Origin of the sequence: Bacteroides sp. OM05-10AA (genome assembly GCF_003439055.1) — a bacterium.
Classification (GTDB): domain Bacteria; phylum Bacteroidota; class Bacteroidia; order Bacteroidales; family Bacteroidaceae; genus Bacteroides; species Bacteroides intestinigallinarum.
The window spans coordinates 141,434-164,664 of the sequence record NZ_QSUR01000001.1 but is presented as its reverse complement, the minus strand read 5'-3'; the positions used below and the strand labels follow the sequence as shown (position 1 = coordinate 164,664).

Annotated in this window: 16 protein-coding genes; 8 read left to right on the top strand and 8 right to left on the bottom strand. The window is 41.3% G+C overall.

Translation table 11 applies throughout. From position 1 onward, the window contains the following. The first annotated feature begins 60 nt into the window (after positions 1–60). Complete coding sequence (locus DXB58_RS00600; protein WP_008776780.1) at positions 61–2,301, top strand: bifunctional (p)ppGpp synthetase/guanosine-3',5'-bis(diphosphate) 3'-pyrophosphohydrolase; 2,241 nt, start codon at positions 61–63, stop codon at positions 2,299–2,301. Between the two features lie 121 nt (positions 2,302–2,422). Here DXB58_RS00600 and DXB58_RS00595 read toward each other — a convergent pair whose 3' ends face one another. Continuing rightward, positions 2,423–2,767, bottom strand: coding sequence for a MerR family transcriptional regulator (locus DXB58_RS00595; RefSeq protein WP_004301384.1), 345 nt, complete (start codon positions 2,765–2,767; stop codon positions 2,423–2,425). A gap of 20 nt (positions 2,768–2,787) precedes the next feature. Beyond that, the gene (locus tag DXB58_RS00590; RefSeq protein ID WP_117937722.1) at positions 2,788–3,756 is read right to left on the bottom strand and encodes a M23 family metallopeptidase; all 969 of its coding nucleotides are present in this window, start codon (positions 3,754–3,756) and stop codon (positions 2,788–2,790) included. Between the two features lie 107 nt (positions 3,757–3,863). On the opposite strand from DXB58_RS00590, the gene alaS reads away from it, so the two are divergent. The 7 genes from alaS to DXB58_RS00555 all read left to right on the top strand — a co-directional run bounded on the left by alaS (position 3,864) and on the right by DXB58_RS00555 (position 15,883). Continuing rightward, positions 3,864–6,482: an alanine--tRNA ligase gene (gene alaS / locus DXB58_RS00585; protein ID WP_117937724.1), complete on the top strand. Its 2,619-nt coding sequence runs from the start codon at positions 3,864–3,866 to the stop codon at positions 6,480–6,482. A gap of 382 nt (positions 6,483–6,864) precedes the next feature. Then, on the top strand, positions 6,865–9,102 hold the full coding sequence (locus DXB58_RS00580; protein ID WP_117937726.1) for a GH92 family glycosyl hydrolase: 2,238 nt from the start codon (positions 6,865–6,867) through the stop codon (positions 9,100–9,102). A gap of 25 nt (positions 9,103–9,127) precedes the next feature. After that, entirely contained in the window at positions 9,128–9,682 is a 555-nt protein-coding gene (locus DXB58_RS00575; RefSeq protein ID WP_117937727.1) for an RNA polymerase sigma-70 factor, read from the top strand. Between the two features lie 37 nt (positions 9,683–9,719). Continuing rightward, positions 9,720–10,727: a FecR family protein gene (locus tag DXB58_RS00570; protein ID WP_187343967.1), complete on the top strand. Its 1,008-nt coding sequence runs from the start codon at positions 9,720–9,722 to the stop codon at positions 10,725–10,727. A gap of 44 nt (positions 10,728–10,771) precedes the next feature. Beyond that, a complete protein-coding gene (locus tag DXB58_RS00565) occupies positions 10,772–13,051 on the top strand; it encodes a GH92 family glycosyl hydrolase (RefSeq protein ID WP_117937729.1) in 2,280 nt (759 codons plus the stop codon). Beyond that, positions 13,048–15,315 (top strand): GH92 family glycosyl hydrolase, encoded by a 2,268-nt coding sequence (locus DXB58_RS00560; RefSeq protein ID WP_122135573.1) that lies wholly within the window; start codon positions 13,048–13,050, stop codon positions 15,313–15,315. The genes DXB58_RS00565 and DXB58_RS00560 overlap by 4 nt, the downstream gene beginning before the upstream one ends. A 133-nt stretch (positions 15,316–15,448) precedes the next feature. Continuing rightward, the gene (locus tag DXB58_RS00555; RefSeq protein ID WP_199487909.1) at positions 15,449–15,883 is read left to right on the top strand and encodes a DUF6078 family protein; all 435 of its coding nucleotides are present in this window, start codon (positions 15,449–15,451) and stop codon (positions 15,881–15,883) included. Between the two features lie 262 nt (positions 15,884–16,145). Here the strand turns inward: DXB58_RS00555 and DXB58_RS00550 are convergent, their stop codons facing one another. The 6 genes from DXB58_RS00550 to DXB58_RS00525 are packed head-to-tail and all read right to left on the bottom strand — an operon-like array spanning position 16,146 to position 23,231. Next, entirely contained in the window at positions 16,146–17,648 is a 1,503-nt protein-coding gene (locus DXB58_RS00550) for a BACON domain-containing protein (RefSeq protein ID WP_122135571.1), read from the bottom strand. Between the two features lie 35 nt (positions 17,649–17,683). Beyond that, entirely contained in the window at positions 17,684–19,099 is a 1,416-nt protein-coding gene (locus tag DXB58_RS00545) for a BT_3987 domain-containing protein (protein ID WP_122135570.1), read from the bottom strand. Positions 19,100–19,120: 21 nt separating this feature from the next. Next, positions 19,121–20,287: a DUF1735 and LamG domain-containing protein gene (locus tag DXB58_RS00540; protein WP_117937737.1), complete on the bottom strand. Its 1,167-nt coding sequence runs from the start codon at positions 20,285–20,287 to the stop codon at positions 19,121–19,123. Between the two features lie 10 nt (positions 20,288–20,297). Next, complete coding sequence (locus DXB58_RS00535; protein ID WP_122135569.1) at positions 20,298–21,374, bottom strand: glycoside hydrolase family 18; 1,077 nt, start codon at positions 21,372–21,374, stop codon at positions 20,298–20,300. Between the two features lie 47 nt (positions 21,375–21,421). Then, entirely contained in the window at positions 21,422–21,580 is a 159-nt protein-coding gene (locus DXB58_RS00530) for a hypothetical protein (protein ID WP_117934424.1), read from the bottom strand. Positions 21,581–21,608: 28 nt separating this feature from the next. After that, complete coding sequence (locus DXB58_RS00525; protein ID WP_117934426.1) at positions 21,609–23,231, bottom strand: SusD/RagB family nutrient-binding outer membrane lipoprotein; 1,623 nt, start codon at positions 23,229–23,231, stop codon at positions 21,609–21,611.

The window sequence follows — 23,231 nt, the reverse complement described above, 5'->3', positions numbered from 1 at the left end:
TTGCATCGTTCGGAAATTTGCTTATTTTTGCAGAATTAAGCAAGTGAAAGGATAACAATTATGGATAATCTGGCCCCCAAAGAAATAGCTGACGAAGAGATGATTAATCAGGCGTTCCACGAACTACTGAATGATTATCTCAATACTAAGCATCGCAAAAAAGTTGAAATCATTACGAAGGCTTTCAACTTTGCCAATCAGGCGCATAAAGGTATCAAACGCCGTTCGGGCGAACCTTATATTATGCACCCGATTGCCGTTGCCAGCATTGTATGCAATGAAATAGGTCTCGGTTCCACTTCTATTTGTGCAGCCTTGCTGCATGATGTGGTAGAGGACACTGATTACACAGTGGAAGACATCGAGAATATCTTTGGTCCGAAGATTGCCCAGATTGTGGACGGACTGACTAAAATATCCGGTGGAATCTTCGGTGACCGCGCTTCGGCACAGGCAGAGAACTTCAAGAAGTTGCTGCTCACCATGTCGAACGACATCCGGGTCATTCTTATCAAGATAGCAGACCGTTTGCACAACATGCGTACCCTTGGTTCCATGTTACCCAACAAGCAATATAAGATTGCAGGCGAAACGCTTTACATCTATGCTCCACTTGCCAACCGTTTGGGGCTCTATAAGATAAAAACGGAGCTTGAGAATCTAAGCTTCAAATATGAACATCCCGAAGAATATGCGGAAATAGAAGAGAAGTTGAATGCCACTGCTGCTGAACGTGACAAGGTCTTCAACGACTTCACAGCCCCGATTCGTACCCAACTAGATAAGATGGGATTGAAATACCGGATACTTGCCCGCGTAAAATCAATCTATTCCATCTGGAACAAGATGCAAACCAAACATGTTCCTTTCGAAGAAATATACGATTTACTGGCTGTTCGAATCATCTTCGAACCACGCAATGAGGAAGAAGAGCTCAACGACTGTTTCGATATCTACGTTTCTATCTCCAAGATATACAAACCCCACCCGGACCGTTTGCGCGACTGGGTCAGCCATCCTAAAGCTAATGGTTATCAGGCATTGCACGTCACTCTGATGGGCAACAATGGGCAATGGATTGAAGTCCAGATTCGTAGTGAACGAATGAATGATGTTGCCGAACAAGGTTTCGCAGCCCACTGGAAATACAAAGAAGGAGGAGGCAGCGAAGATGAAGGCGAATTGGAAAAATGGTTGAGAACGATTAAGGAGATATTAGATGATCCGCAACCGGATGCCATCGACTTTCTGGATACCATTAAGCTAAATTTATTTGCTTCTGAAATATTCGTGTTCACTCCTAAAGGCGAACTGAAGACTATGCCGCAGAACTCTACGGCTCTCGACTTCGCATTTTCTCTTCACACGGATATTGGTAGCCATTGTATTGGCGCCAAAGTCAATCATAAATTAGTGCCGTTGAGCCATAAATTGCAAAGTGGTGACCAAGTTGAAATCCTGACTTCAAAATCTCAACGCGTACAACCGCAATGGGAAGTTTTTGCAACCACTGCCCGCGCCCGCGCCAAGATAGCAGCTATTCTCCGCAAAGAGCGTAAAGCAAATCAAAAGATAGGAGAAGAAATCCTTAGTGAGTTTCTGAAAAAGGAGGAAGTCCGTCCGGAAGAAGCTGTTATCGAGAAGCTACGCAAACTGCATAATGCCAAGAATGAGGAAGAACTGCTGGCTGCCATCGGTAGTAAAGCAATCGTTCTGGGAGAAGCGGACAAGAATGAACTGAAAGAAAAGCAAACCAGTAACTGGAAGAAATATCTGACTTTCTCTTTCGGCAATAGCAAAGAGAAGCAGGAAGAGAAAGAACCGCAGGAAAAAGAAAAAATCAACCCGAAAGAGGTGCTCAAACTGACGGAAGAAAGTTTGCAGAAGAAATATATCATGGCCGAATGTTGCCATCCTATTCCCGGTGACGATGTACTGGGGTATGTGGATGAAAACGACCGGATCATTATTCACAAGCGCCAATGCCCTGTTGCCGCCAAATTGAAGAGCAGCTATGGCAACCGCATATTAGCAACCGAATGGGATACACATAAAGAACTTTCTTTCCTGGTATATATATATATAAAAGGTATAGATAATATGGGACTTTTGAATGAAGTCACCCAAGTTATCTCCAGACAGCTCAATGTAAATATCCGTAAGCTGACCATCGAAACCGAAGATGGTATCTTTGAAGGAAAAATTCAGTTGTGGGTACATGATGTGGATGATGTAAAAACCATCTGCAACAATCTGAAGAAAATACAGAATATCAAACAGGTGAGCCGTGTAGAAGAATAGCTTTCAAACGGTAAATAAGAAAACGATGAACGGTGAATAAGTTGCAGTATCATGCAAATTGTTCACCGTTCATTTTGTTATGAGGTTTCTTGCCTATCGAATCCATGATCGATAGCATTATTTATTCCCGCCCATCCAGTTCGCGTTTAATGGCCAAAAGTTCTTCTTTGATCGCTTTCAGCTTATTAACGATCTCATAATTACGAACTGTAGCTTCTTTATTATCCTTCAAACGTTGCCGGGCACCGGGAAGTGTCATCCCTTTCTCTTTGACCAAATGATAGATAAGTCCGATTGTTTCTACGTCTTCCTTACGATACTGACGTATTCCTCTACCTGCTGTCTTAGGAGAGATTTGTGGAAATTCCTTTTCCCAAAAGCGGAGTAACGACGGATTGACTCCGAACATGTCGGCAACCTCTCCTATTGAATAATATAGCTTCAATTCTTTATCTGTATTAAGCATAGCACTCCTGTTTAAAGATTTTAATCGAATACTTTACCATGATTGGCTGCCAACTGAATCATCTTTTCATAATCTTCGGCACTCAAGTCCATGAAATAATAATTGACCGGATTCACGACCTGTCCTTTCACATGCACTTCGTAATGCAAATGCGGACCGGTACTCTTTCCTGTACTACCCACTTTTCCGATAATCTCACCACGTACCACTTTCTTTCCGACTTTCGTATTAAATCCTTGCAAGTGAGCATATCGAGTGAGATATCCGAAACCATGATCGATTTCGATGGTATTCCCATATCCAGTCTCCCATCCTACTTTTACTACAGTTCCGTTTCCGGTAGCATATACATCTGTTCCCGGATGAGCAGAGAAGTCCATACCTGCATGGAACTTTGTCGTACCGTAAATAGGGTCAATACGTGTACCATAACCGGATGCTGTCTGACGAAGATCTTTATTCGAAATAGGCTGGATAGCCGGAATACATTTCAACATCTCATCGTGGTTCTTACACATATCAATCACATCGTCGAAAGATTTCGACTGAATATACAGTCTTTTGGAGAGCACATCCAGTTTTTGAGTCGTATTCACTACCAACTTAGAATTCGCCAAATCCATCAGTTCTTCGTAACGGTTCGTCCCGCCATAACCAGCTTGGCGGATAGCCGGAGAAACAGGATCGGCCTGCAAAATCACCCGGTACAAATTATCGTCACGCTGCTGGATATCCTGAAGTACTCCCATAGCGTCGTCCAGACGACGGGAAAGTACATTATACTGTGCCAAAAGACGGCTGTTTTCGATTCTTAATTCTTTCTCCGATGGAGAGCCAAAAATCAGAAGCAATACAATAAAGCAACCTGCTCCCAACCCCATTCCATAGAAAAGCCGGCGCAGGATACTAAGCGCACGCTGCCGTACGGTAGGGTAAATTCGATCATAAGTCTGGGTCTGTGAATTATAGATGTAGTATACTTTGCGCATCTTTTTGGAAATATTTCGCTTGTTAATACGGCAAAAGTAATAAAAACAAGCTATCTTTGCACTGTTTTTTGAGAATATTAACCTCAACGATAGATATATAGAAGAATATGTTGACTGCAAAAGAGATCAGAGATTCATTCAAGAATTTCTTTGAGTCGAAAGGACACCACATCGTCCCCTCGGCTCCGATGGTGATTAAAGATGACCCTACCCTGATGTTTACGAACGCGGGGATGAACCAGTTTAAAGATATTATTTTGGGTAACCACCCGGCGAAATACCAAAGAGTCGCGGACTCGCAGAAATGTTTGCGCGTTAGCGGAAAGCATAATGACTTGGAAGAAGTGGGACACGACACGTACCACCACACCATGTTTGAAATGCTTGGTAACTGGTCGTTTGGCGATTACTTCAAGAAAGAAGCAATCAGCTGGGCGTGGGAATATCTGGTAGAAGTTTTGAAACTGAATCCGGAATATCTCTATGCAACCGTATTTGAAGGAAGTCCCGAAGAAGGATTGAGCCGTGACGACGAAGCTGCTTCTTATTGGGAACAGTTCTTGCCAAAGGATCACATCATTAACGGTAACAAACACGATAACTTCTGGGAAATGGGTGATACAGGACCATGCGGACCTTGTTCCGAAATCCACATCGACCTTCGTCCTGCTGAAGAACGTGCCAAGATCTCCGGTCGTGACCTCGTGAACCACGATCATCCGCAGGTAATTGAAATCTGGAATCTCGTATTCATGCAATACAACCGCAAAGCAGATGGCAGCCTTGAGCCGCTTCCTGCAAAGGTTATTGACACCGGTATGGGATTCGAACGTCTTTGTATGGCTTTACAAGGAAAAACATCCAACTACGATACAGACGTATTCCAGCCAATGCTGAAAGCTATTGCAGCTATGTCGGGTACAGAATACGGAAAAGATAAGCAGCAGGACATCGCCATGCGTGTAATTGCCGACCATATCCGTACTATTGCATTCTCTATCACAGACGGTCAGTTGCCTTCTAACGCGAAAGCTGGTTATGTGATCCGCCGTATCCTTCGCCGTGCTGTTCGTTACGGATATACTTTCCTTGGACAAAAACAGGCATTTATGTATAAGTTGCTTCCTGTATTGATTGATAACATGGGAGAAGCTTATCCTGAACTGGTTGCACAAAAAACACTGATTGAAAAAGTAATCAAGGAAGAAGAAGAATCATTCCTCCGCACACTGGAAACAGGTATCCGCTTACTGGATAAGACCATGGAAGATACCAAAGCCAGCGGAAAAACAGAAATCAGCGGTAAGGATGCCTTTACTTTATATGATACATTCGGTTTCCCACTCGACTTGACAGAACTGATTCTCCGTGAAAACGAAATGACTGTCAACATTGAAGAGTTCAATGAAGAAATGCAGCAACAGAAACAGCGTGCACGTAATGCTGCCGCTATCGAGACTGGTGACTGGATTATACTGAAAGAAGGAACGACCGAATTCGTTGGTTACGATTACACTGAATACGAAGCTTCTATCCTTCGTTATCGTCAGATCAAACAAAAGAACCAAACATTGTATCAGATTGTACTTGACTATACTCCATTCTATGCAGAAAGTGGTGGTCAGGTCGGTGATACCGGTGTATTGGTAAGCGAATTCGAAACGATTGAAGTGATCGATACCAAGAAAGAAAATAATCTTCCGATACATATTACCAAAAAGTTGCCCGAACATCCGGAAGCTCCGATGATGGCTTGTGTAGACACTGACAAACGTGCCGCTTGCGCAGCCAATCACTCGGCGACTCACTTGTTGGATGCCGCTTTACGTGAAGTGCTGGGTGAACACATCGAACAGAAAGGTTCATTGGTTACACCGGACTCATTGCGTTTTGACTTCTCTCACTTCCAGAAAGTGACCGATGAGGAAATCCGTAAAGTAGAGCATATTGTCAATGCAAGAGTTCGTGCCAATATTCCTTTGAAAGAATACCGCAACATTCCTATCGAGGAAGCTAAAGAGTTGGGGGCTATCGCTCTCTTTGGTGAGAAGTATGGCGACAAAGTACGTGTGATCCAGTTCGGTTCTTCTATTGAATTCTGTGGAGGTACACACGTAGCTGCAACCGGAAATATCGGTATGGTGAAAATCATGTCGGAAAGTTCAGTTGCTGCCGGTGTTCGTCGTATTGAAGCTTACACCGGAGCGCGTGTAGAAGAATTGCTGGATACAGTGCAAGATACACTTAGTGATTTGAAAGCTCTTTTCAACAATGCTCCTGATTTGGGTATTGCAATCCGCAAATATCTGGATGAAAATGCAGGATTGAAGAAGCAGGTAGAAGACTTCATGAAAGAAAAAGAAGCAGCTCTGAAGGAAAGACTGTTGAAGAATATACAGGAAATTCACGGCATCAAAGTGGTTAAGTTCTGTGCTCCGCTACCGGCAGAAGTAGTGAAGAATATCGCTTTCCAACTTCGTGGTGAGATTACAGAAAACCTGTTCTTCGTTGCCGGAAGTATAGACAATGGAAAACCGATGCTGACAGTCATGCTTAGCGACAACCTGGTTGCGGGTGGTCTGAAAGCCGGTAATCTGGTGAAAGAAGCTGCCAAGTTGATTCAAGGTGGTGGCGGTGGCCAGCCTCACTTCGCAACCGCTGGAGGTAAGAACACTGACGGACTACCGGCAGCTGTTGAAAAAGTACTGGAACTAGCAGGAATCTAAAAGTAAATAAAAAGGGCTTGATAAAAAGATAACAGGCTCGCTTTACATAAAGATTTAAAATTAGGCGCGGATTACGCGGATTTCACGGTTTAAAGAATAAAAATCCGTGTGATCTGTGTAATCCGCGCCTAAATATTATACAAATCGCGGCACCGATGAGCACCTCGTCCGGCACCGATGAAACAACCCTGCGGCACCGGGGAACACGTTATCTGCCGTCGAGGAATATTGACCGGATGTAGAAGTCTATTTGTCTCTCTTAAAAAATATTAAGCCTATAATTTAGGCTTGTCACAGTTTTTTTCTACCTTTGTGACCTGATTAATTATTTTTCTTATCCTTCAAATAAATAAAATAAGTAATCACTAATACCTAAAAAGCAATGAGAACACCTGCTTATCTATGCCTGCTGTTAACCTGCATGCTCATTTCTTGTACCCCTACGCAAGAAAAACACGAAATAGATTACACATCTTATGTAAATCCATTTATCGGAACCGACTTCACCGGAAATACCTATCCTGGTGCCCAAGCTCCTTTTGGCATGGTACAACTTAGCCCGGATAACGGACTTCCCGGATGGGATCGTATCTCCGGTTATTTCTATCCGGATAGCACTATCGCCGGCTTCAGCCACACACATCTCTCCGGCACCGGAGCAGGAGATTTGTATGACATTTCTTTCATGCCTGTCACCCTTCCCTACAAGGAAGCGGAAGCTCCACTTGGCATCCACTCTAAATTTTCCCATAAAGATGAAAGTGCCCATGCCGGTTACTATCAAGTACGTCTGACTGATTACAACATCAACGTTGAACTGACCGCCACCGAGCGTTGTGGTATCCAACGTTATACATTCCCGGAAGCCCAATCTGCCATCATCTTAAATCTGAAGAAAGCCATGAACTGGGATTTCACCAACGATTCTCATATCGAAGTCGTAGACTCCGTCACTATTCAAGGTTACCGTTTCTCTGACGGCTGGGCGCGCGACCAGCATATCTATTTCCGCACCCGCTTCTCCAAACCTTTTGAGAAAATGGAGTTGGACACTACCGCTATCATCAAAGATAATAAACGCATCGGCACTGCGGTGATCGCCCGTTTCGATTTCAACACTCAAAAGGATGAACAGATACTAGTAAACACTGCTATTTCCGGTGTCAGCATGGAAGGCGCAGCGAAGAACCTGCAAGCAGAAGTCCCCGAAAACGACTTCGACAAATACCTGGCCGAAACGAAAGCAAACTGGAACCATCAACTCGGAAAGATTGAAATAAAAGGGGATAACGAGAATGATAAAGTTAATTTCTACACTGCTCTCTATCACTCAATGATTGCTCCTACTATTTACAGTGATGTAGACGGAGCTTACTACGGCCCCGATAAGAAAGTGCACCAGGCCGACGGTTGGGTAAATTACAGTACTTTCTCCTTATGGGATACGTACCGTGCCGCCCATCCCCTCTTTACCTACACCGAGCCGGAACGTGTTAACGACATGGTGAAATCTTTCATTGCTTTTTACGAACAGAACGGACGTCTACCTGTATGGAACTTCTATGGAAGTGAAACAGATATGATGATCGGTTATCATGCTGTCCCTGTCATTGTAGATGCCTATCTGAAAGGAATCGGTAACTTTGATGCTAAGAAAGCCCTCGATGCTTGCATAGCAACAGCCAATCTGGATAATTATCGCGGTATCGGACTCTACAAAAAACTAGGATACATACCTTACAATGTAACAGACCACTACAACGCAGAAAACTGGTCGTTATCCAAAACTCTGGAATATGCTTTCGATGATTACTGTATTGCCGAAATGGCAAAGAAGATGGGTAAGCAAGACATCGCAGACGAATTTTACAAACGTTCTCAAAACTACAAGAATGTCTATAATCCCGCCACTTCTTTCATGCAGCCACGTGACGACAAAGGCGTCTTTATCAAGGATTTCAAAGCCGATGACTATACACCGCACATCTGCGAAAGCAACGGATGGCAATATTTTTGGTCTGTACAGCATAATATTAACGGGCTGATCGACCTTGTAGGAGGTAAAAACCGCTTTGCCGAAAAACTGGATAGCATGTTTACCTACCATCCGGCAGCAGATGATGAGCTACCTATCTTCAGCACAGGTATGATAGGACAATATGCGCATGGTAATGAACCGAGCCATCACGTTATTTATCTATTCAACGCCATAGGACAGGAAAATCGCACACAAGAATATGTAGCCAAAGTTATGAACGAACTTTACAAGAATGAACCAGCCGGTCTCTGCGGCAACGAAGACTGCGGACAAATGTCAGCATGGTATGTATTCAGTGCTATGGGATTCTATCCCGTAAATCCTGTCAGCGGTAAATATGAAATAGGAACTCCGTTGTTCCCTGAAATACAGCTCCATCTGTCTAATGGAAAGACCTTTACCGTACTCGCTCCCAAAGTCAATAAAGAAAATATCTATATCCAATCTATTAAAGTTAACGGACAGCCGTATGACAAAACTTATATCACCCATGAGCAAATCATGAGTGGAGCGACTGTCGAATTTGAAATGGGTAATGCTCCCAAAATATCCGGAGGCACTTTCAAAGAGAGAAATCCTTAAAATCCACCTAAACTAGTCAGAGAGAATGAATGAGAACTTCGATGTAACCTACAAAAGCTTATTTCGCAGATACTATCCTAATCTGATCTTCTATGCTACCCGCCTGGTAGGAGAAGAAGAGGCTGAAGACGTGGTACAAGATGTATTTGTGGAATTATGGAAACGGAAAGACAATATAGAAATAGGCGAACAAATCCAAGCCTTTCTCTATCGTGCAGTCTATACCCGCGCCCTAAATGTCTTAAAACACCGCAATGTGGAAGACGGCTACTGTGCCGCCATGGAAGAAATCAACCAAAGGCGTACTGAATTTTATCAACCGGACAATAATGAGGTAATCCGAAGAATTGAAGACAGGGAACTCCGCAAAGAAATCCACGATGCGATTAATGAACTTCCGGACAAATGCAAAGAAGTTTTCAAACTAAGCTATCTGCACGATATGAAAAACAAAGAGATAGCCGATATTCTCGGTGTTTCACCCCGTACCGTAGAAGCTCATATGTACAAGGCTTTAAAGTACTTACGAGACCGCCTCAATCCTCTTTGGACGATTCTTTTCTTATTTTTATGGAGATAGCGATAAGTGTTTTTGTGTTTTGAATTGTATTACTAATATGAAGGAAAAGAAAATGAGTAATCTGAGTGAAGAAATAATAAACAGATATCTGACAGGACAATGTTCTGAAGAAGAGCTTATCGAGGTGAATGCCTGGATGAAGGAATCGGAAGAAAATGCCCGTCAGCTCTTTCGTATGGAAGAAATTTATCATCTCGGTAAATTCGACCAGTATGCTAACGAGCAGCGAATACTTCGTGCAGAAAAACTGCTTTATAAAAAGTTGGACGAAGAGAAGAGCAAACAGAGTAAAATACTTAGTATGCATCGTTGGATGAAATATGCTGCAGTTATTGCTGTAATGTTGGTCATTGGTGGTGGAGCCGGATATTGGTTTTATCAAAACGGAAACAACCAACAAATGATGGTCGCAGTGGCCAATGAAGGCATCGTAAAAGAAATAGTCTTGCCTGATGGAAGTAAAGTGTGGCTGAACAACGCATCAACTTTAAAATATCCGCATGAGTTCTCAGAGAAGGAGCGTAATGTCTATCTGGAAGGAGAAGCTTATTTTGAGGTTACCAAAAATCGCCATAAGCCATTCATCGTCCAGAGCGATGCTATGCGTGTACGCGTATTGGGAACTACATTCAACTTCAAATCGGACAAACGTTGCCGGATTGCGGAAGCGACTCTAATTGAAGGAGAGATTGAAGTAAAAGGTAACAAGGAAGAGGGACAGATTATCCTCGCCCCCGGACAACGTGCTGAACTAAACAAAAATAACGGACGATTGACCGTGAAACAGGTGGATGCCAAACTGGATGCTGTCTGGCATGACAATCTGATTCCATTCCAGAAAGCAGATATCTTCACTATCACTAAAGCATTGGAACGTTTCTATGATGTTAAAATCATTCTGTCTCCTGACATTCAAGCGGATAAAACTTACTCCGGCGTGTTGAAAAAGAAGTCAAACATCGAATCTGTTTTGAAATCATTACAAAACTCGATACCTATTGATTATAAAATTGTCGGAAACAACATCTTTATTTCTCCCAAATAAGAGATAAAAGATGGACCGAGTAAAATCTAAAAGCTATTAATACCATGAAATTAAAAACATTCCTAACAGTAGGATGTTTAGGAGGTTTATTCACACTTAGCTCCTGTACAGCCCCCACTAATGTAAAAGACTATAGTGCTTACGTCAACCCTTTCATCGGTACCGGTGGACATGGACATACTTTCCCCGGAGCAGTAGTTCCCCACGGTATGATTCAGCCCAGTCCGGACACCCGGATTGATGGTTGGGATGCCTGCTCTGGTTATTATTACGCAGACTCCACCATCAATGGTTTCTCGCATACACACGTCAGCGGCACAGGTTGTTGCGACTACGGGGATGTGCTGTTGATGCCTACTGTTGGAAAACAGCAATATCTAACTACTGATCCCCAAAGCCAGACACTGGTCTATGCTTCTTCTTTCTCTCACGAGAATGAGGTAGCAGAACCAGGATATTATTCCGTTTTTCTGGATACTTATCAGGTAAAAGCTGAAATATCAGCAACTAAACGTGGTGCTATCCACCGTTATACTTTCCCCGAAAATTTGGAATCCGGTTTTATCATCGATTTGGATTACAGCCTGCAACGACAGACTAACTCAGAAATGGAAATCGAAGTAATCAGTGACACAGAAATCTGCGGACATAAGAAAACGACTTATTGGGCTTTCGACCAATATATTAATTTCTATGCCAAATTCTCTAAACCGTTCTCTTATACATTGATTACGGATTCCATTACCATGGACGACGGCAAACGGCTTCCCGTCTGCAAAGCGCTATTGCATTTCGATACGAAGAAGAACGAACAAGTGCTTGTGAAAGTAGGCGTTTCTGCTGTCGATATAGCAGGTGCACGCAAGAATGTTGAATCAGAAATTCCCGGATGGGATTTCGATAAAGTACGCAAAGATGCACGCCAAGCATGGAATCAATATCTCTCGAAAATAGATATCACCACTTCCGACAAGGAAGATAAAACGATCTTTTACACCGCTCTTTACCATACGGGAATCAGTCCGAATCTATTTAGTGATGCAGACGGACGTTATTTAGGAATGGATCTCGAAGTGCATCAGGGAGATACAGTCAATCCTGTGTATACAGTATTCTCACTGTGGGACACTTTCCGTGCATTGCACCCGTTAATGACGATTATTGCCCCCGATTTGAACAATCAATTTATCAATTCACTGATAAAGAAACACCAGGAAGGTGGAATATACCCGATGTGGGATCTAGCATCCAATTATACCGGCACTATGATTGGATATCATGCCGTTCCAGTCATCGTGGATGCCTATATGAAAGGATATCGCAACTTTGATGCTAAAGAAGCCTATAAAGCCTGTCTGCGTGCCGCCGAATATGACACCACCGGTATCAAATGCCCAGACCTGGTACTGCCTCACCTCATGCCAAAAGCGAAATATTATAAGAATGCCATTGGTTATATTCCCTGCGACCGCGAAAATGAATCCGTAGCAAAAGCCTTGGAATATGCGTATGACGACTGGTGTATTTCTATTTTCGCAGAAGCTATGAATGATTTTGAGTCCAAAGCCAAATACGAACGTTTTGCCAAAGCATACGAATTCTATTTCGACAAATCAACCCGCTTCATGCGTGGACTTGATTCCAAAGGTGAATGGCGCACCCCATTCAATCCGCGTGCATCAACTCATCGTAACGATGATTATTGTGAAGGAACAGCCTGGCAATGGACTTGGTTTGTACCTCATGATGTAGAAGGACTGGTCAACCTGATGGGTGGCGAGGATGCATTTGTTCAGAAACTCGATTCGCTGTTTACGGCTGATTCATCACTCGAAGGTGAAACAACATCGTCAGATATCAGCGGACTTATCGGTCAATATGCACATGGCAACGAACCGAGCCACCATGTGATCCATCTGTACAATTACGTAAATCGTCCATGGAGAACCCAAGAATTAGTGGATAGTGTTTATCGTAGCCAGTATGCAAACAGCGTAGACGGGCTATCCGGTAATGAGGATTGCGGTCAGATGTCTGCATGGTACATACTCAATTCTATGGGATTCTATCAGGTATGTCCCGGAAAACCGGTATATTCTATCGGGCGTCCTGCATTCGATAAAGCAGTGATCAATCTACCCGAAGGTAAGACATTCAGTATTATAGCAAAGAACAACTCTAAAAAGAATAAATACATTGAAAGCATATCACTGAACGGCAAGTCTTTGGAAACTCCATTCTTCAACCATCAGGATATTGTAAACGGTGGAACCATGGAAATCAGGATGACTGACAAGCCTAATTATAAAACACATATACCATGAAAAGACTATTACTAATAGCTTGTGTGCTTAGTTGCACAGTCTTTGCCAAAGCCAAAGACTGGACACAGTATGTCAACCCGTTAATGGGTTCACAGTCTACTTTTGAATTATCAACAGGCAACACTTACCCTGCCATAGCCCGTCCGTGGGGAATGAATTTCTGGACACCGCAAACCGGAAAGATGGGAGACGGATGGCAATATACCTACACCGCAAATAAAATTCGCGGTTTCAAGCAAACCCATCAACCCAGTCCATGGATTAATGACTACGGACAGTTCTCTATCATGCCAATAGTTGGCAAACCGGTGTTTGATGAAGAAAAGCGTGCCAGTTGGTTTGCGCATAAAGGGGAGGCTGCCACTCCTTATTATTATAAAGTATATCTCGCAGAACATGACGTAGTCACCGAAATGGCACCGACAGAACGTGCTGTTCTTTTCCGCTTTACTTTTCCTGAAAACGATCATTCTTATGTTGTTGTAGATGCCTTTGATAAAGGTTCCTACATCAAAATAATCCCTGCAGAAAACAAGATTATTGGTTATACCACATGCAACAGCGGCGGAGTTCCCGAAAACTTCAAGAATTATTTTATCATTGAATTCGACAAACCTTTCACTTATAAAGCCACAGTAGCCAATGGCAATCTGCAAGAAAACATAGCCGAACAGACTACTGATCATGCCGGAGCTATTATTGGTTTCCAGACACAGAAAGGCGAACAAGTACATGCCAGAATCGCTTCCTCTTTCATCAGTTTCGAACAGGCTGCCGCAAATATGAGAGAATTGGGTAAAGATAATATCGAGCAGGTAGCCAAGAAAGGAAAAGAAGCCTGGAATCAAGTTTTAGGCAAAATAGAAGTAGAAGGTGGCAACCTTGACCAATACCGCACATTCTATTCTTGTCTGTATCGTTCATTACTTTTCCCGCGTAAATTCTATGAACTGGATGCCAGCGGACAACCGATTCATTACAGCCCGTACAACGGTCAAGTCCTGCCGGGATATATGTACACCGATACAGGTTTTTGGGACACATTCCGTTGCCTCTTCCCATTATTGAATCTGATGTATCCTTCTGTCAACAAGGAAATGCAGGAAGGACTTATCAATACTTACAAAGAAAGCGGATTCTTCCCCGAATGGGCAAGTCCCGGACATAGAGGATGTATGGTTGGTAACAATTCTGCCTCTGTCTTAGTAGATGCCTATATGAAAGGTGTAAAAGTAAACGATATAAAAACTTTGTATGAGGGCTTGCTTCACGGCACAGAAAATATACACCCCGAAGTCTCTTCTACAGGACGCCTGGGGCACGAATACTACAACAAACTGGGCTATGTTCCTTACGATGTGAAAATCAATGAGAACGCCGCCCGGACACTGGAATATGCCTACAACGACTGGTGTATCTACAAACTGGCCAAAGAACTGAAACGTCCGAAAAAGGAAATCAACCTCTTCGCCAAACGTGCCATGAACTACAAGAATCTTTTCGACAAAGAATCTAAGCTAATGCGCGGACGTAATGCAGACGGTACATTCCAGTCTCCATTCTCTCCGTTGAAATGGGGTGACGCCTTTACGGAAGGAAATAGCTGGCACTACACCTGGTCTGTTTTCCACGATCCTCAAGGACTTATCGACCTGATGGGCGGAAAGGATGAATTTATCACTATGATGGATTCTGTCTTTGCCGTACCTCCTATTTTTGACGACAGTTATTATGGGCAAGTCATTCACGAAATCCGCGAAATGACTGTAATGAATATGGGCAACTATGCACATGGCAATCAACCGATTCAGCACATGATTTATCTATATGACTATGCAGGTCAACCCTGGAAAGCTCAATACTGGTTACGCCAAGTCATGGACAGAATGTACACTCCGGGACCTGACGGTTATTGTGGTGATGAAGACAATGGACAAACTTCTGCCTGGTATGTATTCTCAACACTAGGTTTTTATCCTGTTTGCCCGGGAACGGATGAATATATTATAGGTGCTCCGCTATTCAAGAAAGCGACCCTTCATTTTGAGAATGGCAATAGTTTAGTGATTGATGCCCCGAACAATAGCAAAAAGAACTTCTATATCAACTCCATGAATCTCAATGGCACTGATTATACCAAGAATTATCTTCGTCACGAGGATTTATTCAAAGGTGGTACTATCAAAGTAGACATGGACAACAAACCTAATCAGAATAGAGGAACAAAAGAAGAGGATATGCCTTATTCTTTTTCTAAGGAATAAAAGTCCTTAAGACATAATAAATATTCCAGTTGATAAAAACAGCCTGAAAGCAAGAAGATACTTTCAGGCTGTTTTTATCTTCTCTTGATTACTTTTTCACTACCTTTGCTTCCACAAACAATAATTCATGAGCATGAAAGAAAAACTTGACTTTTCAGAAGTCCCTTATCAATACTCGATGTGCCTTAACCGACAATGTCCGAAAGCCGACACATGCCTTAGGCAACTCGCCGAACAAAGTGTACCGGAAAAAGTCGAACACTGGACAATTATTAGTCCCAAGCGTTTAACTACTGTAAAAGGAGATTGCCCTTATTATCGTTCCAATATCAAAGCGCGCTATGCAAAAGGATTCATTGGCATCTTGGAAAGCCTGCCCCACAAACAAATGGAAAGTGTAATCACACACTTAATAAGTTTTTTCAGTCGCAGAACCTATTATCGTGTCCGCAAAGGCGAACGTTTACTCTCTCCTGCCGAACAACAACAAGTACTGAATATCCTTAAGCATTGTGGTGTTTTACAACCACCAAAGTTTGATGCGTATATTGAAGACTATGATTGGTAATAAGCTTTAAACGCCATGATAGTGACATAATATTGGCACAGTTATGCCATCGAGGTGGCACGCTTGTGACAAAGTGATGGCACAATTGTGCCACTACGGTGGCACAAACCATTAAAACCAAGGATATCTATTAAGAAGCAAAAGAAAAATCCTCCTGCTCCACCATTCTATATAAATAAGGTAAAGCAAGAGGATTTTGTCTAAAGATGATAAGCAATGAATTAAACTACTTTATTCTACTGAACAACAGATAGTAACCTCTTTATTTATAAACAATAGTCGTTGCGTCATTTTTAGTTAGATTCGAAATCTCTTGACCTTTTTTCAGATAAAGAGTTTTAACTTTATCACTACGATTAGCATTTAAAGTCGTCAACATTGAACACTCTGAAACATCAATAGAAGTCACATTGTCATAATCTGCATACCATGAAATAATACTTAAATCTAAAGATTCCAACTTACTACTACTAATTTTGAGACTTTCTGCATATGAATACGCATAAGTTCCCCCTGCATTAAAATTGTAGATTGGATTATCTCCTAAATTATATTCTTCACAATATCTCGCGTTACTGAATGATAATGATTCTACTTTATGTAACCCTGAAATATCAAGCTTCTTCATATTTGTACAATATCCTAAACTTAATGAAGTAAGATTCGGGAAGTTTTCTATTCCCGTAAGATCCGTAAGTTGACTAGAATATGAACTGTTTGACAAAGAAGTAGCATTGAGCCCTGCTTCTAAAATAATGCATTGAGAACCTGCAATTGAAAGAGCCCAATTGTTTTTTACTACAAGTGTTCTGAGGTTTTGGTCCGGAATATTTACTAATTCAACATCAAGATCCTTTTGTACTACAGCAATATCACTAGTTATCGTGTTATTTGTATTAGTAATCCTGACAATACCTCCGCGTGTATTTGTAGCACCACTAAGATTATAAGTCAAAGTTACTGTTGTCAAGCCATCATCTCCTAATTGCGGTTGAGATACCGATTGTTCTGTAATCCATTCGCCCCCTTGTGCAATTGAAGCCGTATATTCTACATTATATCTTACTTTGAATGAAATGGTACGCGCTGAAAGATCATACATCAGAACGTCTGTTTCCGGAATAATAGCTTCCGTTCGCTTTTGATTTACATTGACGTTTACTGGGTTCGTTACAAGTGGACTTGAAATAGTGATTGTAGCAGAACGTTCTTTATAAGTTACATTTTTTGCAGCTTTAAATGATAGGGTAACTTTACCACCAAAATCACTACGCTTATCAAATGCCAACCATTCTTCACCACCCTCGCTATAAGTGATGACAGGTTCAGCAATATTTGTATTGAGCTGAATTTGTATAGTATTTTCTTCTTTTGAAATTGACAAATTATCATCAGAAAGTAAATCTATAATATAATCAGGCAAAATTTCCACCTGCAAAGGTGCTACAGCAGAACCTGTAAAGAATTTGAAGGTTGCCGTACGCTTCTCGTCTAGTGTATTAGGATCGATTGTAAAAGTAACTACGTCACCATCTTTTCCTGACGTAACCGACGGATGTGCCCAATCGCATACACCCGCCAATCTCCAATCTCCCGAACTTGTCACTGTAACAGTAATGTTTCCTCCATTTTTATCAGCCTGGATCGTATTGGTAGACAATGAGATACTAGTCTCACCCCCATTGATCGATTCATCATTATCGGAACAACTCCACAACATGGTAGCTGCCAACAATGTTATCATTATATTTTTTAGAAAGTCCATCTTTTTCTATTTTTAAGGTGAAATATAAACTTCTGTTAGAGAGCCTTACGCTCTGTGCTATTTTTGCTGTAATAGTAGCTCGGGTAAACGAGTTCTTCGTCATACAATCCTCTACATACGCTCTGGCAACGAGATACCTGCGACCTATATAATGAAGGATCAAGCGCAAAAAACATATAGTATCCATATCCAGCTTCTTTTTTAGAACGTGCCGTTGATTCACTTGAATTTCCGCTACCACGGCGCAATTCAATCGACATGCCGCCACATTGTTTCAGTGTCATACCAGTACCAGGGCTTGCAGACCCTCCATAATCAGCTACAGCGTAATCACAATATTGACCGGGATCAACGCCATCAATCACCTGAAGGCTATTTGAGTACATTGCTCCAAGATTATAGAGCGAAACAATCTTTTCAGGCATCGCCAATTTGCACTCATACATCAACCGTGAACCTGCATAAGCAGACTGATTTGCAAGCCATGGATTAGATAAATCCGGTGAGTTTGAATATTCATCGTCAAAAGCAACACCATCCAGATTGTATGCACGACAATAAGCAGCTAATTCCCGAGCAAACTCTTTAGCTCCCATATCTGAAAGCTGGGCCACTCCCGCTTCATCATGGTTACCTAAGATACTGATGATAACTTTCATGCCAACCTTACGAAGTGGTTGTAGATATTTGTCATTATTATCAAGCAAAAATTGGACATTTTCGTTGTTTGACAAATAAACACGCTTCTTTTCAGGGTCCCAATTAATGTTAGCTGCAAAAAGCACTATGTGGTCAAAGTAATACTTACCACTTTCTGTCAGAAACTCCAGTGCATTGAGCGGATTGGTATCATTAACTTCAAAGTAAAGTACCATCTGTACTGCATCTTCTCCCTTATTGGTGTTAGGCTTGTTACGGTAATCTTGCACAAGAAGTACCATGTGTTTGGATGATTCGGTAAATGTAACTCCTTCTGTTGTTGATGTAACTGTCAAAGGAATGATATATGTTTCATCTTCTTTCATCCCTTCGAATGCGGTGAGAGTTACTTTCACACTCGGAGTATTTTTATCATCCGGCGCAAGCACAAAAGTACCATTGTTGGCTATTTTGACGTTGGCTGCGGGGAAAATTTTGAAATCAGTCTCATGGACAGCATTATAAGTGGCCACATATGATTCATCAACAGCTATTTGAACATCTACTCCTTTTTGAGGAAGTTTGGATAACCGAAACACAACATTAGTACTGTGTTCATTGTCACGGAGTTCCACAACAGAACTGTTTTTATTAGTATTTTCATCCAATAGTAAACCGTTTAACTGCGTGGATGTTAGATAAGGAGATTCATCAATCCTGCTTCCTACTACAATATCATCTTCACAAGATGTGAAAATTGTCATGGCAAACATTGCCAATGGCAGAAAACTATGTTTGATATTATTTATCATATTCGAAATTTTATGAGTTTATTATTGAGGTAATGAGACGGACACCCAATTAGGCTCGTTTTCAATTGTCAAGTCATAGCCACTCGCACTGTAATCTTTTGCTACAGTTCCCGAGCCTTCGTTGAATTTCCAATAAGCGATAAGTCCTTCAGAATCAGCTTCTACTGCATAGAAGTGATTGGTAGATTGGATTTCTTCAGCAGTAAGTACCCGGTTCCAAATTCTAGCTTCAGAAACAACTCCATCAAAGTAACGATCGCTTGAGTAAGCGTAACCCACCCAAAAACAACGTGAACCATCTTCTTCATTCGTATGTTTAGCTCCTAGATTAACAGAAGTCTTGGATACAGAGTCTGAAAGTTTCTCTACTCCATTGACATATACTTTAATAGCACCTCTATTAAAGGTAACAGCTAGATGATACCATTTGTCACTTTCAAACTGGAGGTCTGTGCTTGTACAATTTCCGCCAGATGTAGCTACTTGTAATTGGTTGGATGGAACGCCAGCATCGCCAAGACGTAATAAGTAGTTACCTTCAATACCCATTAGTGTATTTAATGTATTGGGGAATGAAGTAGCTTTGAACAAAATTTCCATTGTCTGCTCTGTCAAATTATTGAACTTAGGATCATTGTTAAAGTCGGGATAAGCACGATTTCGACTAATATTACATACTACATTAATGAGCGATGCTCCACGGAATACATAATAATATGTTTTGGCACTTTGCAATATCCCAATTCCCTCCACAGATTTAATAGTTACGGGAAGCACATAAGTAGTCTTGAGGTCAAGCTCACCTGTATTGGTGAATTCAATAAACACTTCAGGACTGACTATACTACCGGACTTTATGCTTGTAGTAGTTTCAGGCATAGAATAGTGTTCTTCAGGCAGAAGTATTGCATTTTCATCATAATATGCCATTTTATAAGTTGACAAAAGTTCGGGAGCTGGCGCCATAGTTACCATGATATCATGTTCTTCAGGTTTGGCTATAGCAACGGAAATACCTGCTTCTACATTTGCATCACCAGCTTTAAAAAGTATTTCTTTAGTAAAGTTGGATGCTGAAATGAAAAGCTTGTTATCATAGTGTTGCTCGTTTTCATCATTATTCTGGCAACTGCCGAGAAATACCGAGAAACTGGCAAGGGTAGTAATTATTAGGTTGTTTAGTTTCATAAGATGTTTTTTATTTAACGGTTGGACTCAATATATTAATGGCTTCTTTTATAGTCGGATAAATGTTGGCAACATTAAAGTAGTCTTTTTCCGCCGCATCAATTGAGATTCCTGCCTTGGTATAGTCAGAAGTTTTTGAGACAGCCCATTGAGCTGCTCCTATGATGGCAGACGATCCATCCCCTAGTTCCCCATTATAACTCCCTGAATTGGTAAGATAAGGAGTAGTCACCCCCATCACAAAGCGGTCAGTGGGTACGTCCTTGGCAGATGCCATTAACACGAGATACGACATTTCATTTTGATTCTTGGCAGCATGTGCATTTATAATAATATACTTACAATCAGCAAATAACTTCTTGTCGATGACATTTTGCGGAGAACCTTTGAAAATAATTGTTTTATCCATATTTGAAGCTTTCCAATTAGATACCACATCAAAAAATGCCGCTTGACGTGCCGTTTCAGCAGCTATTTCGCTTTCCTCAACCAGTGAATTAAGGTCAAAACCTGTATAGTTTGCTACAATTCCGTCTACTCCCAAAGCACTGCTTGCTGCAACTTGTTTAGCTGCTTCATTCTTACAGTATTCGATAAAGCGTGTTGCATTATCAACAGGTTCTTCTTCTCCCTCATCCCCGGTTTCATCGGAAACAGTTTGTACATTGGCAGCTTCCTCATCAAGATTTTTTTTCCATGTGCTTTCTATTTTATCGAAATCTACCAAGCCTAGCACTTTTGTACCTAACCGACGCACCTCTTCTATTTCAGATGCATTTACTTCGCTCACTTCCATGATATTATTCAAGCAAATGTAATCAATACTGTCAGGCATATCAGTAAGATGTTGGCTGCGTGAGGTTGGAATACTGCTTACATTGTCAATTGAAGTAATCACAACCTGATGTTCTGATGTCTTGAATTCATTAAGAGACTTTACGTATTGAGCGTAAAGTTCTGGATTCTGTTCCTCAATGGCTGGCGTATTTAGTTTAATACTTTCTACATCTGTCCAGTCAGAACAAGAAATGTGAAGCATAGAACATACCAATATTGTAGGTAAAATATATTTTAAAGTCTTTCTCATATATGTTATAATTAAGAAAACATTTCTATTTATGTAATTGTCTTTACTTAGTTCTCCAAGTACTTGGTATATAGCTTGGGATTTTGATCCTCGATAGTAGGTTCGTTTATTTTAATGTTTTCCATATCTGTCCAGTCAGAACAAGATGTTACGGCAACCAGTGTCATTGCAGAAAACAATGTTTTGAATATACTATTTCTCTTCATATTCGTTCAATTTTCTTTTAATATATAATTATTTGCAATCCCACCAAACATGAGTAGCCATTGAATCTCCTTTTTTGGTCTTAGACTCTTGAGTCAAAGTCGAAACAGCTGCTTCTACACTTTCTTTATTTTCACGGTATTCGTCAGTCGGATATGGCATACGTCGTGCACCTTCTGTGTCGTCAACAATACCACTGCTGGCATTTGCTGCCATCGGCATCAACTTAGGATAACCTGTACGTCGGTATTCAGACCATGATTCCATACCATTCGGGAAATTGGCAATCCATTTCTGAGTAATAATTTGTTCAAGGCTCTTCTCAAAATCACCACCAGCCCATGCTACTGTAACAGTAGTATTTATTGAACCGGAATAATCATAAGTCTGCCCACTTTGTCCTTTTAATGGATCCTTATAACCTTCTACTTTTCCTGTATTCGCCAAATAGCTTTCTACTCCACTACTGATGTTGTTTTCTTCAAATGACAAACGGATACCTGCTTCATAAAGGTCTTTCGGAGAGCCTCCCATATTCCACCCACGAAGAGCGCCTTCAGCACGTAAGAAAGCTACTTCTGAAGCGCGGAATACGACAATATTATCACTTGCAGTCACTTTCATACAAGAAGAACCTTGCGACCAAGAATTATATTGTCCCTGTAAAATGCCACGACGTAATCCGACATAACCTTCTTCTCCTGTATATGCGTCTCCTGATACGGAACCAAAAGTACTTTTGTCATAATAGGCTTCACGACGAGGGTCATTATAACCATTCATATAGCAAGTCAAATCAGCCGAGATTCGTGCATCAGACCATAGTACCATAAAACGTTGCCACGGATTATGATCGGCTACTTTGCGATAAGCACCGTCAGAGGCAGTAGTCATTACACCTGCTTCTACAGCTTCTTCAGCCAATTGCTGCGATGTTTTTCCGTTCACATTGAATCCTGTTACGTAACAAGTACGCATCGCCATTCTAAGCTTCAAAGAGTTGGCAAACTTGCACCATGCTAATGTATTACCATTATAAATTCTGTCTGCACTTGAACTGAAACTCTGGCTAGCATATTTACTCAATACTGAGATAACATTATCCAAATCCTCAAACATCTTAGTATAAACAGCTTGCTGAGAATCATAAGGGGATTTGATTGCGTTAGCGGCTCCCACCTGTGAATAAGGAATAGGACCATATGTATCTGTTACACGTAACATAACAACAATGCGATATAGCTCGGCCAATGATAAGAATAATTCATCATCACTCTGATTCTTCAAATTGAAATAATCTGGATAGAACTTTGAATAAAAGTCATTAAATGGAATTTTCTTCCAGTCATCCGAAGGATTATAAGTTGCATAACGACCAGACCAACCTGTTCCCAAATTAGAGTCTGCTACATATCCCGAGAATCCTCCTGCCATCAAACAGTCTACATACTGAGAAAAGTTTTCTTGTTCCGGCATCATTAAATCCTGCAAGTTAAGAGCTAGTGACCTCACTAAATACCAATCTACCCCCATATCGTTCTGATCCGGTTCATGAGGATTCTTATTATAATCTTCAAAGTTTCCCGTACATGCAGTTGTACCAAAAAGAAACAAACCAGCGACTATAAACTGTATTATTGTATTTTTCTTCAT